General features: G+C 64.2%; 12 protein-coding genes. 7 read left to right on the forward strand and 5 right to left on the reverse strand.

From position 1 onward, the window contains the following. The first annotated feature begins 212 nt into the window (after positions 1-212). From GY937_06465 to GY937_06475, 3 genes are all read left to right on the forward strand, one after another. On the forward strand, positions 213-767 hold the full coding sequence (locus GY937_06465) for an FABP family protein (GenBank protein MCP5056355.1): 555 nt from the start codon (positions 213-215) through the stop codon (positions 765-767). An 85-nt stretch (positions 768-852) separates the two neighbouring features. Then, complete coding sequence (locus GY937_06470) at positions 853-1,866, forward strand: LLM class flavin-dependent oxidoreductase (protein ID MCP5056356.1); 1,014 nt, start codon at positions 853-855, stop codon at positions 1,864-1,866. Next, positions 1,863-2,603, forward strand: coding sequence for a PaaI family thioesterase (locus GY937_06475; protein ID MCP5056357.1), 741 nt, complete (start codon positions 1,863-1,865; stop codon positions 2,601-2,603). The genes GY937_06470 and GY937_06475 overlap by 4 nt, the downstream gene beginning before the upstream one ends. Positions 2,604-2,612: 9 nt before the next feature. Here the strand turns inward: GY937_06475 and GY937_06480 are convergent, their stop codons facing one another. Then, complete coding sequence (locus GY937_06480) at positions 2,613-4,103, reverse strand: long-chain fatty acid--CoA ligase (protein MCP5056358.1); 1,491 nt, start codon at positions 4,101-4,103, stop codon at positions 2,613-2,615. Between GY937_06480 and GY937_06485 the strand changes: the two genes are divergently transcribed. Further along, positions 4,102-5,121: a 2-dehydropantoate 2-reductase gene (locus tag GY937_06485; GenBank protein ID MCP5056359.1), complete on the forward strand. Its 1,020-nt coding sequence runs from the start codon at positions 4,102-4,104 to the stop codon at positions 5,119-5,121. The genes GY937_06480 and GY937_06485 overlap by 2 nt on opposite strands. Here GY937_06485 and GY937_06490 read toward each other — a convergent pair. Then, positions 5,087-5,833 carry a hypothetical protein gene (locus GY937_06490; GenBank protein MCP5056360.1) on the reverse strand — a complete coding sequence of 249 codons (747 nt, stop codon included), beginning with the start codon at positions 5,831-5,833 and terminating at the stop codon, positions 5,087-5,089. The two genes, GY937_06485 and GY937_06490, sit on opposite strands and share 35 nt — an antisense overlap. Beyond that, positions 5,833-6,114 carry a hypothetical protein gene (locus tag GY937_06495; GenBank protein MCP5056361.1) on the reverse strand — a complete coding sequence of 94 codons (282 nt, stop codon included), beginning with the start codon at positions 6,112-6,114 and terminating at the stop codon, positions 5,833-5,835. The genes GY937_06490 and GY937_06495 overlap by 1 nt, the downstream gene beginning before the upstream one ends. Positions 6,115-6,349: 235 nt before the next feature. Here GY937_06495 and GY937_06500 point away from each other — a divergent pair, with 235 nt between their 5' ends. After that, positions 6,350-7,219, forward strand: a complete 870-nt coding sequence (locus tag GY937_06500) for an alpha/beta hydrolase (protein MCP5056362.1) — start codon at positions 6,350-6,352, stop codon at positions 7,217-7,219. Between the two features lie 86 nt (positions 7,220-7,305). After that, positions 7,306-8,217 carry a phosphotransferase gene (locus tag GY937_06505; protein MCP5056363.1) on the forward strand — a complete coding sequence of 304 codons (912 nt, stop codon included), beginning with the start codon at positions 7,306-7,308 and terminating at the stop codon, positions 8,215-8,217. A 29-nt stretch (positions 8,218-8,246) separates the two neighbouring features. Here the strand turns inward: GY937_06505 and pyrE are convergent, their stop codons facing one another. Then, positions 8,247-8,801, reverse strand: a complete 555-nt coding sequence (pyrE, locus tag GY937_06510) for an orotate phosphoribosyltransferase (GenBank protein ID MCP5056364.1) — start codon at positions 8,799-8,801, stop codon at positions 8,247-8,249. Beyond that, entirely contained in the window at positions 8,798-9,976 is a 1,179-nt protein-coding gene (locus GY937_06515) for an acyl-CoA dehydrogenase (GenBank protein MCP5056365.1), read from the reverse strand. The genes pyrE and GY937_06515 overlap by 4 nt, the downstream gene beginning before the upstream one ends. 279 nt (positions 9,977-10,255) lie before the next feature. Between GY937_06515 and GY937_06520 the strand changes: the two genes are divergently transcribed. Beyond that, positions 10,256-11,944 carry a PAS domain-containing protein gene (locus GY937_06520; GenBank protein MCP5056366.1) on the forward strand — a complete coding sequence of 563 codons (1,689 nt, stop codon included), beginning with the start codon at positions 10,256-10,258 and terminating at the stop codon, positions 11,942-11,944. The last annotated feature ends 25 nt before the right edge of the window (positions 11,945-11,969 follow it).

The raw sequence follows: 11,969 nt of genomic DNA on the forward strand, positions 1-11,969 counted from the left end.
GGGGCCGAAGCCCCGGGGCTTGGCCCCCGGCGGCGACTGAACTCCGCCGGGGGCCATGGGGGGTGGACGCGGGGTGGGGGCGTGCCTTCATCTCGAGAATGAAGAAACCACCTGGATGTGACGGTTCCGGTCATGGGAGCGAAAAAAAACCGAAAATCTCGCATTCGGTGGGAAGAGGCCTAGGATTGCGGCCCCGAAGAAGAGGAAAATCCATGGATCTCAGCCTGCTTGGCCCGCTCGCTCCCCTAGCTGGAACCTGGGAGGGCAATGAAGGAATCGACCTCGCCTTCTCCTACGGCGAGGGCGGGGCGAAGGAGACTCCGTTCCGCGAGCGCATGACCTTCGAGCCCTTCGGTCCCGTCGTGAACGGCTCACAGCAGCTGTATGGCCTCGACTACCGCACCACTGCCTGGCCGATCGGCGAGGAGGAGGCGTTCCACATGGAGGTCGGTTACTGGCTGTGGGATGCGGCGGCCAGCCAGGTGATGCGCTGCTTCATGGTGCCGCGTGGCTCGACCATCCTGGCCGGCGGCACGGCGGCCGCAGACGCAAGCGTGCTGGAGATGCAGGCCGAGGTGGGATCGGAGACCTTCGGCGTGCTCTCGAATCCGCATCTTGCGAAGGCCGCGCGTTGCGTGCGCTACGACCTGAAAGTGCGCATCGAAGCCGACGACTGCTTCTCCTACGAAGAAGACACGGTCTTGCAGCTCCGCCCGGTAGATGGCCTCTTCCACCACACGGATCGCAATCGCCTGCGTCGGGCCTGATCCCGAGCCTTCCGGGCGATCGGGGACGGCGCCCGGGAGAAGAGCCGTGCCAGCGTCCAGGCAGGGTCGCCGGTAGCATACCGCCATGAGAAACGGACTCATCCTCATCACGGGTTCGGCACGGGGCGACGTCGAGCTCGCCATTCGCGCCGAGGAGAAGGGTTTCGACTCGGTCTTCACGATCGAGTTCTTCAATCGACACGGGTACGTGCCGTTGGCGGCGATTGCCCAGGCCACCTCGCGCATTCGCATCGGCACTGGCATCGCGAACGCGTTCACGCGCAGCCCGCTCCTGCACGCCAGCGCCGCGATGGATCTCGATGAGCTGTCGGAGGGGCGCATGGTGCTGGGCCTCGGCAGCGCGACCAAGCGCATGAACGAAGATTGGTTCGGCATGCCCTTCTCCGCGCCGGCGGCGCGCATGGAGGAGCTGGTGAATCTCCTGCGCGCGGCATTCACCGCGCAAAAAGGAGGAGGCTTCCGTTTCGAGGGCGAGTTCTGGGACTTGAAGGTGCCGATCTACGCCAGGCCCGGTGCGGCGCGGGAACAGATCCCGATCTGGATCGCTGCGGTGAACCGGGGGATGATCCGCGCGGCGGGGCACGTAGCAGACGGGCTGGTCGGCCATCCCATCGCAACCCGCCGCTGGCACCGGGAGGTGACGTTGCCCGGGCTGCGAAAGGGAGAGACTTCGGCAGGCCGAGAGGAAGGAGCCTGTCTCCTCGCACCGTATGTCGTCTGCGTGATTGCGGATTCCCGGGAGCAGGCATTGCGTGAGGCGAAGGGACAGATCGGTTTCTACTACACGACGAAGCTCTACCACTCGATCCTCGATCTGCATGGCCTGCGGCACATCGGCGAGGCCTGCTCTGCGGCACTCCGAAAGTTCGACACGAAAGCGATGGCCGAAGCGATCCCGGACGACCTGGTGGACGAGATCGCCATCGCATGCACGCCGGATGAAGCCCAGGACCGCCTCGACCAGTGGAAGGATCTGACCGACGATCCGCTCTTCTATCCGCCCTCGATCGGCGTCCGGCCGGAACGCGTGCTCGAAAACGCCCATACGATTCTCGACGTCTTCGGCAGCCACGGATGAGCAGCGGTTCGGGTGATCCGGACGACAGCGTTCGCAGACGATCGTTCAAGCTCCGTTGGGAGGTGAATCAGTTCCCCGTCTCGGGCGTATGGTCGGTTCGGCGGCGCCTGGCCAAGGCCATGCGCGCTGTGATCGAAAAGCTGGTCACCAGTGACGCACCGGAGAACGAGTTGGAAATCGCTGCCGAGCGACTCGAGGAATACGCAGAGCGGCTCGCCTCCCACCCACAGCGCCAACGCTACCTGGGTTTTTCGGAAGCCGCCGTCGCCGACCCGGATGCGGAGAACCCCCCGCCCGACGGCGGTGGCCATTTCGATTTCAGTCCACTGATCGGCCCGTCGAACCCCCTCGCGCCGCCCATCGAGATGACCTCCGACGAACACGACACGGTCCACGGCACGGTGAACTTCGGTTCGGCCTACGAGGGTCCGCCCGGATGCGTGCACGGCGGCTACATCGCCGCGGCCTTCGATGAAGTGCTGGGCTATGCCGAGACCTTCTCCGGCCAGCCCGGAATGACAGGCACGCTGACCACCCGCTACCGAAGCCCAACACCGCTACATACCGAGCTTCGCTTCGAAGCACGCGTCGATCGCATCGAAGGCCGAAAGATCTTCGTGAACGGAACCCTCCACGCCGGCGACCGCCTCTGCGCAGAGGCCGACGCCATCTTCATCAGCAGCCACCCCGGCGCATTCGCCAAACTCCTCGCCGAGCGCAACGTCCGCCAACCCTGACTCTCTCGACTAGCGAAGCTCCCGCTTGAGGATCTTGCCGGTGGGGCCTTTCGGCAGGGTGTCGATGATTTCGACGTGGCGAGGATATTTGTAGGCGGCGAGGTTCTGTTTGCAATAGGCGATCAGCTCCTCGGAAGTCACTTGTTGGTCCTTTCCGAGGGCCACGAAAGCCTTCACCTCTTCGCCATGGCTCTCATGAGGAATTCCGATCACGGCAGCCTCGACGATCGCCGGATGGGCGTAGAGCACTTCCTCGACCTCACGCGGATAGACGTTGAAACCGCCGCGCAGGATCATGTCCTTCACCCGATCGACGATACGGTAGCTCCCGCCCGGATCCCGGATACCGATATCGCCGGAATGGAACCAGCCGTTGCGCATGGTCTCGGCCGTGGCCTCCGGGCGGTTCCAATAGCCCTTCATGATGTTATGGCCGCGAATGCAGATCTCTCCGCGCTCGCCATCCGGCAGGGGCTGATCCTTGTCATCGAGGATCGCCATCTCCACGCCCCATACCGGGTAACCGATCGAACCCGGCGTGCGGGGACGGTTCAGTTGGTTGAAGCTCGCGACGGGCGAGGTTTCCGAAAGCCCGTAGCCCTCGAGAACATCGACGCCGAACTTCGCCTCGAAGGCCTTCATCACCTCGACCGGCATTGGTGCACCGCCGGCCATGCAATATCGCACAGACGAGAGATCGGGCGGACGGGCACCCTCGTGGTGCAACAGGGCGAAGTACATCGTCGGCACGCCGGCGAAGAGCGTCACCTTGTCGCGCTCGATGATCTCGATCGCCTCTTCCGGCGTAAAGCGCGGAAGCAGGGTGAAGGTCCCACCGGTGGCAATCGTCGCGTTCTGGATGCAGGTCTGCCCGAACGAGTGAAAGAGCGGCAAGGTCGCGAGAGCCACATCGTCTTCACCGAGCGGCAGAAGCTTCGGCACCACGACCGAGCAGTTCACGAAGAGATTCGCGTGGCTGAGTTCGGCGCCCTTGGGCTTGCCCGTGGTTCCGGAAGTGTAGAGGATGACGGCGGTATCATCGGGGCCCGTGGCATGCAGGGTTTCGACCGGCGACGCAGCCGCCATGGCGGGGAGATCGGTCTGGCCATCTCCGTCACTCCACGCCACCGGAACGCCTGCGCCCTCGGCTCCCTTCCGCGCGGGTTCCGCGAACAAAGGATGGGCGACGAGCAACTGCGCGCCGGAATCCTCGATGTGGTAGGTGACTTCCGGCGCGGAGAGCAACACGTTCAGAGGCACCACCGCGCAACCGGCATACAGGATGCCGTAGTAGGCAATCGTGAACTCGGGGACGTTCGGAACCATCAGCGCGACCTGGTTGCCAGGCTCGATGCCGCGTTCATGCAGACTCGCCGCAACCCCGCGCGCCGCACGGTCGAGCTCTGCGTAGCTCACGCTGCGCTCACCGAGACGAATGGCAGGGTGGTCCGGGCGGCCGTGGGCGGCCGCCATCAGGATGGATCCGAGGTTCAGGCTCATGGCATCTCCTGGCTGGGAAGCCCACTCTACACTGGCGTGCGGAGGGTGCCCATCTGTGAATGTGATCGTGTACGGTGCCGGGGCGGTCGGCCTCGGCCTGGCCAGCGCGCTACTCGAAGCCGGAAGAGAAGTGGCGCTCGTCGCTCGACCGGCCACGGCGGCCGCCCTCCAGGAACGAGGCCTTCGGCGCAGCGGGATCTTCGGCGAAATCGTCCACCCACCCCAGAGCTTTCGGGTTGCGACAACCCTCGAAGAACTCCCCCATCAGTCGCCCGACTTCGTCCTGGTGGCGACGAAATCCTTCGACTCGGCAGCGACCGCAGAGAGCCTGGCGTCCTCCGGGCGAATCGGGACGGCAACCCGCATCGTGTTGTGCCAGAACGGCTGGGGGAACGCGGCACACTTCACGGCTCTCTTTCCCGAACGCCAGGTGTGGAACGCCCGAATCATCACCGGCTTTCGAAGGCCAGCGTCCCATCACGTCGAGATCACGGTGCACGCCGAACCCGTTCGCATCGGAAGCCTGTTCGGCGAAGCCTCGCAAGCGATCTCCGCGCTCTGCGCCGCAATCCATCAGGGTGGCCTTCCCTGTGACGCGACCGACCGGATCGCCCAGGACTTGTGGGCAAAGCTCTTGTACAACGGCCTGCTGAATCCGTTGGGTGCGATCTTCGAGGTCTCCTACGGGGAAATCGGGAAGAGTGAAGCGGCCTGCGACATCCTGCGCGCCCTCGCTCACGAGATCTTCGACGTCATGCAGGCCTCCGGCTACGCGACCCATTGGCCCGATGCGGACGCCTATCTCGAGCATTTCTTCACAGTCCTGCTTCCGCCGACCGCCGCGCACGAATCCTCGACGCTGCAGGACCTGCGCGCCGGCAAGCGCACCGAGATCGATGCGCTTACCGGCGCCGTCGTCCGCCTCGGCGAGGAGCGCGCCATACCCGTTCCGGTGAACCGCACGCTCCTCGCCATGGTGAAGTTCATCGAGACGCGTCGCCGCTCGAATCCGAAGTAGGCGCCCGGGGCTCGGGAGCGACGCCCTCGGAGGAAGCGGGGGCGGACCCCGCCTCGAAGCGCCGCAGCGCCTCTTCCGCGAGTTCCGCCTGCTCCTCTTCGTCCTCTTCGAGGGCCGGGAGATCGATGCATCCCTGGGCGACGCGCGTGCGGCCCACGGCCACCTCCCTCTGCTCCTCCAGCTTCTCCTGCACCCGATCGAGGGTGCCGTCGCAGAGCCCGATGCGGCCCTGCATCGAGGCCGCCATCTCCGAGAGTTCGGCCTGGGCGCGTTGGATCTTCACGCCGCTGATGGTGCGCTTCAGGCCCTCGAGTTTGGCACGAGCCGTGTCGACCGCCGCGTCCCGGGATTTCACCAGATTGCGATACGTCTCCTCGGCTTGTTCGAGTTGCCCGCGTAGCTCTTCGCGTTCCTCACCAACGGCTTCGAGTCTCAACGCCAGTTCCGCAGCACGCTCGCGCTTGCCAGCCTCGAGAAAGCGTTCGACCCGCGTGCGGAGCGTCACTTCCTCTTTCCCAAGCAACTCGCGACGGGCACGCAGACGCTCACAGAGCCCGGCATGGCCCGCCAGGTGTCGGTTGTACTGGGCAATCTGGATGCGCAGCTGTTCGCGCTCGTAGTCGAGCACCGCCTCGGGGTGCTGGGCTTCGAGCTCGGAAACCGCATGACCACTGATCGCCGCAAACATTCGTCGGATACGTAGGCCCAACATCAAGCCGCCTCCTCGCCGTACTCACGCAGCATGCGTTCCGTCCGCGCTTCGCTGATCTGATTCGTCATCTTCTCGCGTTCGTGTTGGTCGCGGAGCGTCTTGGCGAGCGTGAAACAGGACGAGACCGTGAAGTAGAGGCCAACCCCCAGGTAGCCCTTCACCCAGATATCGACCGGCAGGTAGAGCACGCCGACGGTGGTCAGGGCAAGGGCAAGGCCGAAGGACAGCCATACCTGCATGCGCCAGGCCTGTGTATCGAGATCCATCAGTTTTCGTTCCATGGGGATTCCTTTCGAGGGAGAGGGTTCGGGTCGAATCGAGTCCTTGCGTTGCGTTGCACCGAGCGTGCCAAGGCTCCGGACGCTCGTGGAGCCCCTACGCGAGCAGGCGAGAGCAAGCCATGCCCTCTTGCGTGCAGTGGATGTACGGCAACTCCAGCCAGGGCTACGTCAGCGGCCGAGAGAGGCCCTGGCGAAACGGCACGCTGCTTGCTCAATGACAAGGCGAGGAGACCCCATGAAACACACGATCACGAAGGTCCGCGTCCTTGGTCAGGAAATTCCCGTTTGCGAGTGGTTGTCCGAAGGAGGGCCGACGCTCCTCTTTCTGCACGGCTTCGGACGCCACCCCGCGCAATACGGAATGGTCCACGCGCTCGCTCGGGATCACGGGTTCCGCGTACTCGCGCCCTTCCTCTACCCGAACAACTCGTTGGCTGAGCCTCCGCGCAGCTTCCGTGCATGCGTTGCACTCACGCGTGCCGTGGTGCGCGAGCTCGAGAATGAAGGCGAACTCCTGGCTGGCTACAGCGTCGTCGGACACTCGACAGGCGCTGGTGTTGCCCAATGTCTTGCCGATTCGACACCACGGCCCGGGGCGATCCTCGCGCTCAATCCGGTGCTACCGGTGACATACGGTCCTTCGGGCTTCCTGGCCCGATCCGCGTGCATCACGGGCAACCAGCTGTTGGGCCGTACGGGTTCTGCCTTCCGTGGGTGGGCGCTCATGCTTCGCCATGGCGGAACGATGCTCGCGAATCTGGCACGTAAGCTCGACGTGACGTGGTCCCTGGCGACGAACCTGTCCAGGCTTCAGCTGCAGGAGTATCGGCTCCTCTACGATAGCTGGGGCCAACGCGGCGTTCGATTCGATGTACCCACCGCCATCTTCCAATCCCAGCGCGATGAGTTCTTTCGCATTCCACGCGATCTTCGCGCCTGGATGGGCCTGGTGTTCGAGAACTTCGAGATCCGCCGGCTTCGCGATGTGCGAGGCCACGAATGGCCGCTGATGCATCCGGACCTGGCCGCACAGAAGGTCTCGGCCTGGCTCGTGGCCCGGAGCCGATCGAGGAGTGCAGAATCCCTGTTTCAGTTGACTGCCTAACAAGATCCCACGTGCGAGCCGTGGCTGCTGGCAGCAGAGAAGCTGATAGACTCCGTGCCAACGGGAACGGAAGGAGCAGAAGGCGCATGGCGGCGGAGGATCTCGACCCCTGGCGCGAGGAACTTGCGGGCTTCCTGACGGGAGCCTTTGGCGAGCTCCCCGAGCAACCTCTCTCGCTTCTTCGCCCGGCCACACAGCGCGCCGACGATGTGATGAAGCTCCGGATTCGTGATGTCCGGGGCCGAACCGTCGCAGTGGCTCTCTGCTCTTCTCCCGAATGGCCGGATATGGTGGCCCGCGCGGTGAAGCGCGCACGCCAGGCCTTTGACGCCCTGGGCGAGGAACTCGGCAGCGCAGTGCTCCTGCCGGAACACGAGGGAGTCCGGGATGGAAGGTCCTATGCGGTCCTCCCCTTCTGTGAGCCGCTTGGCACGAAGCGCCTGCTCTGGCCCATACAACGGTCCCGAATCGGCAGCGCCGTCGGGAGCTGGCTCGCTGCAAGTGCCGCGCAAACCTCCCGTCCGCTCGAACGGGAAGAACTGGAGTCGAACTTCCGCAACCCGCTCCAGGCGCTCTCGGCGATGAAGGGCGTCTCAGCACGGCTTCAAGATGCAGCTGCCCACGCGCTGGCCCGCCTGGACGATGCTGCCTGGATTCCCAGACACGCCGTGATGCACGGTGATCTCTGGGAGGCGAACGTTCTGATCAGCGAGAACCGTCATGGCTTCGTGCTCATCGACTGGGCTGGATCCAAGACCGACGGTTACGGGATCTTCGATCTGGTGCGCTGGGCCACCTCCATGCGCTTTCCGAGCCGGAAGCTCCGAGCAGAACTAGCCACCCACTGCGAGCACCTGGAGTGTGACCTCGAGGATGCTCGTTCTCACCTGCTGGCTTCGCTTGCCGATCTCGGAATGAACCTGGACCAGTTTCCGCGCAATGAGTTTTCGGCGATGGCCGACCGCTGCCTCGACACCCTGGAGCGAGCCGAGAGCTGAACGGACGCCGGGCGTGACAGCCCGGGCCGTCAGATCGGCAGATCGTCCCGGGTGAAGATCGCCTCGAGTTCGACGCCCCGCTCGGCGAAGACTTCTGCGGCGCCCTCGCCTCGATCAACGAGGCAGAGGACCCTTGTCACCTTGCCGCCGGCGGCCTCGACGAGTTCGAGTGCATCGAGGGTGGAGCCGCCGGTAGTGCACGTATCTTCGACCAGGGCGACCTTCTGCCCCGGCACGAAGCCGCCCTCGATCTGACGGCCCTTGCCGTGTTTCTTCGTCTCCTTGCGAACGAAGAAACCCCGGAGATCGGTTTCCGGATCGTGGTGCGCGGCTGCGGAGAGCACCGCCGAGACGAGCGGTACGGCGCCGACCGCCATGCCGCCGACCGCATCGACCGACGGGCCTGACATGAGCAGGCCGAGCATCTGCTCTCCCGCGAGCTTCTGGCCGAGAGGCTTCATCAGGGGAATCCGACAATCGAGATAGAAATTGGACTTCTTTCCACTCGAGAGGGTGATCTCCTTCCTTTCGAATGTGGCCAGGACCATTTCCAGTAGCCGTGCGCGTCCCTCTTCATGGCTCATTGCTTGCGAATCCCCAGCATGAATTCCGCGATCATCTTCGTGTGCAGCTCACTCGTGCCCTCACCGAACTCGAGAGATTTGGCTTCGAGCAGGAGGCGCCCCACCTCGTACTCCTCGGAGAGACCGTAGCCACCGTGGATCTGGATGGCGTCCAGCGCATTCTGCACAGCGGCCTGGCTGGCCATCAGCTTGGCCATCGAACTCTCCATCGAGGCGCGCGGCACACCGGCATCCTTCATGCGACCGAGCTGGTAGACCGCGTTGCGGGCGGCCTGGGTGCGGCAGGTCATGTCGGTGATCTTCTGTTGGATCATCTGGAACTCGCCAATTCGTTGGCCGAAAGCCTCGCGCTCCAAGGCGTAGGGAAGTGCCAGATCCAGGCAACGTTGGGCCTGGCCCACGCAGCGCGCCGCCACCGAAAAACGACCGGTATCGAGCGCCGAGCCCAGGACCGGAAAGCCTTTGCCCGGGTCGCCGAGGAGCGCTTCGTCGGGAACGAAGGCGTCTTTGAAATGCACCTCGGCCAGCTTGTCGCGTTTGAGTGTCCGCATCGGAAAGGCGCCGATCGTGATGCCCTCCGTTTCGCGCGGATCGACCAGAAAGGCGGTCACGCCTCCGTGTTTCTTCGCAGTATCGACGCTCGCCACCACGAAGAAGAGACCCGCATGGTCCGCGTGGGAGATGAAGACCTTGGTTCCATTCAACCGCCAGCCGCCGGACACCTTGGTAGCGGTGCTCTTCATGTTGCCGAGGTCCGTTCCGCCCCCCGGTTCCGTCAGACAGGCGGAACACAGGCAGGAGCCGTCGGCCACCTGGGGCAACCAGCGCTGCTTCTGGGCATCAGTCCCGAACTTGAGGATCGAGCCGGCGACGAGCGAATTGGCCACGGAGACGACGGAGGCGATCACCCAATCGGCCCGGGCTAGCTCCTCCATCAGGATTCCGTAGCTGACGACGTCCTGGAAGGCGCCGCCGTATTCCTCGGGAATCATCGGGGCCATGAAGCCCAGCGGCGGCAGCTTGGCGACCAGCTCGAGCGGGTAGCGTTCCTCCCTCTCGTATTGTTCGACGTAGGGAAGGATCTCCTTCTGGGCAAATTCGTGAACGATTTCACGCACTTGACGCTGCTCGAGGGTCAGGTCGAAATCAGCCAGGCGGTCCAGGGGGGTCTGCAACGGGGGCCTCCGAGATTCCGGGGACTGTAGATTTTTCCTGCGAATTCGCCTACTTTGCCGCGCCGTCCCCGGAGGAGCCCGTCATGCGCAAAAGCACCAAGCTGCCGCACCGCAACCGAAGCCGCAGTGCGCGCCATCGCGGCAAGCTGCGCCGGAAGCTACAGCGACGCCGGCTCAAGCAGAGCGGCGGCGGACGGAAGTTCCACCGCTAGTCGAGACGTTCCCGGAGCCACCTTACCCTCCGGCAGCATGTAGAATCCCCGCCATGGGGAGTGACCGGTGAACGAACAGGCCTTGCTCCTGGCCGGTGTCGTGTTCATCGCCTTCTTGGCGGCGCCGATGATCTGGTTCGGCGCCGCGAATGGAGGCGTTGCCTGGTCTGCGGGTTGGATTTGTCTGTTTCTCTCCGGCGTCTGTGTCGTACTCGCCGAGACCTGGCCAGCGTTGCGAGCCGGATACCCGATCCTGGGCACCGCTTTCCCGACGTTGATCTGGATTGGAACCCGACAATTCGCGGGGCGCAGCGTCCCCCGAAGCGTGCTTCTCGCAGCTTCCTTGGCAGCGTTGTTACGGGTAGGCCTCCAGCCATTCGTCTCCGAGGCAGCGACGCAGGCGACCGGCGCGAGCCTCGTCAGCCTTGGCGCCTTCGCGGCCGCGTACGAAATGCAGCGGCTCTCTCGCTCGCCGCGCGGAGGCACGCCCGACACGTTGTTGGCCTTGACCATGCCACTCATCGCCGCAACGGCCTGCCTTTATGCGTGGTACCGGGTCTCGGGCAACGAAGCGAACGGCATGTTCCTCTGGCTGTTGACCGGCATCTTGATCGCTGGTCTCCAGGCGAACTCCGTGGTCGGTCGGATAGGACGAGCCGCGGAGCGCGGCCGCGCGACCCTCGCTGCACTCTTCGATTCCGTGCCGATTGGCCTGGTGCTGTCCGACGCGAGTGGCCGCATCAAGCTGACCAACCCCACGATGGCCAAGATGGTTGGCGACGAACCAGCCGACGCGTGGAAGACACGCTCCGTCGATGATCTCCTTACGCACCTCGGGGGAGCCGGTACAGACCACACGCAGCGTGCCTCCCATCGACTCGATGATCTGCGAGGAGATGTCTGCGAGGAAGAACTCCAGCTACCAGACGATCGCGTCATCGAAACACACGGTCGAACCGTTCTCGCCGAGGATGGCGCGATCGTCGGTCGTTTGATCCTTGCGCGCGATGTCACGATCGAGCGGCAGTTGCAGGAAAAGGCACAACGCACGGGGCGGCTCGAGACCCTCGGCCGACTGGCGGGTGGCATCGCCCATGATTTCAACAACAAGCTCACCACGGTCATCGGCAATGCCGCATTGGTGCGTTCGAGCCTGCCGTCCGGACATCCTCAGCATGCATCCCTTGCCGATCTCGAGAGCGCGGCGAATGAATGCGCTGACCTGACTCGTGATCTTCTCGACTTTGCCAAGCGAGGCCCGCGTTCGGCGCGCCCCCTCGAACTGGAGCCCTTCCTGAATGAGCTGATAGACGGCTTGGAATTCCGCCTGGGCTCCGACGTGACGCTCGACATCCAAGTGCACCCGGACGTGGGCACGATCCGAGCCGACCCCGCGCAACTCGAACGCGTCATCACGAATCTGCTGCTCAACGCCCGCGATGCCGTGGCCCATGGAGGCTGGATCCATCTGGCAGCGACGCGTGTTCAGCGGGCCGAGTTGGAACAAATCGAGATCGCCATATCAGATGACGGCATCGGCATGGACGAAGGAACGCGCCAGCGCATCTTCGACCCGTATTTCTCCATCAAGGCCAGTGGAACCGCCGCTACCGGCCTGGGCTTGGCCATCGTCCACGGAATCGTCACCTCCCACGACGGGGAGATCCACGTAGAAAGCTGTCCAGGGCAGGGAACGAAGGTCATCACGACCTGGCCCACAGCGGAAGTCAACAGCGGGGACGGGGTTTACAATTGACTTGTTGAGAGGGGGCTTTGCCCCC

The sequence above is a fragment of the bacterium genome (genome assembly GCA_024228115.1).
GTDB lineage: Bacteria > Myxococcota_A > UBA9160 > UBA9160 > UBA6930.

What these genes read in the sequence shown, in the direction of transcription:
- GY937_06465 (MCP5056355.1), top strand. Translation starts at nt 213, where the DNA reads ATGGATCTCAGCCTGCTTGGCCCGCTCGCTCCCCTAGCTGGAACCTGG.
- GY937_06470 (MCP5056356.1), top strand. Translation starts at nt 853, where the DNA reads ATGAGAAACGGACTCATCCTCATCACGGGTTCGGCACGGGGCGACGTC.
- GY937_06475 (MCP5056357.1), top strand. Translation starts at nt 1,863, where the DNA reads ATGAGCAGCGGTTCGGGTGATCCGGACGACAGCGTTCGCAGACGATCG.
- GY937_06485 (MCP5056359.1), top strand. Translation starts at nt 4,102, where the DNA reads ATGGCATCTCCTGGCTGGGAAGCCCACTCTACACTGGCGTGCGGAGGG.
- GY937_06480 (MCP5056358.1), bottom strand. Translation starts at nt 4,103, where the DNA reads ATGAGCCTGAACCTCGGATCCATCCTGATGGCGGCCGCCCACGGCCGC.
- GY937_06490 (MCP5056360.1), bottom strand. Translation starts at nt 5,833, where the DNA reads ATGTTGGGCCTACGTATCCGACGAATGTTTGCGGCGATCAGTGGTCAT.
- GY937_06495 (MCP5056361.1), bottom strand. Translation starts at nt 6,114, where the DNA reads ATGGAACGAAAACTGATGGATCTCGATACACAGGCCTGGCGCATGCAG.
- GY937_06500 (MCP5056362.1), top strand. Translation starts at nt 6,350, where the DNA reads ATGAAACACACGATCACGAAGGTCCGCGTCCTTGGTCAGGAAATTCCC.
- GY937_06505 (MCP5056363.1), top strand. Translation starts at nt 7,306, where the DNA reads ATGGCGGCGGAGGATCTCGACCCCTGGCGCGAGGAACTTGCGGGCTTC.
- pyrE (MCP5056364.1), bottom strand. Translation starts at nt 8,801, where the DNA reads ATGAGCCATGAAGAGGGACGCGCACGGCTACTGGAAATGGTCCTGGCC.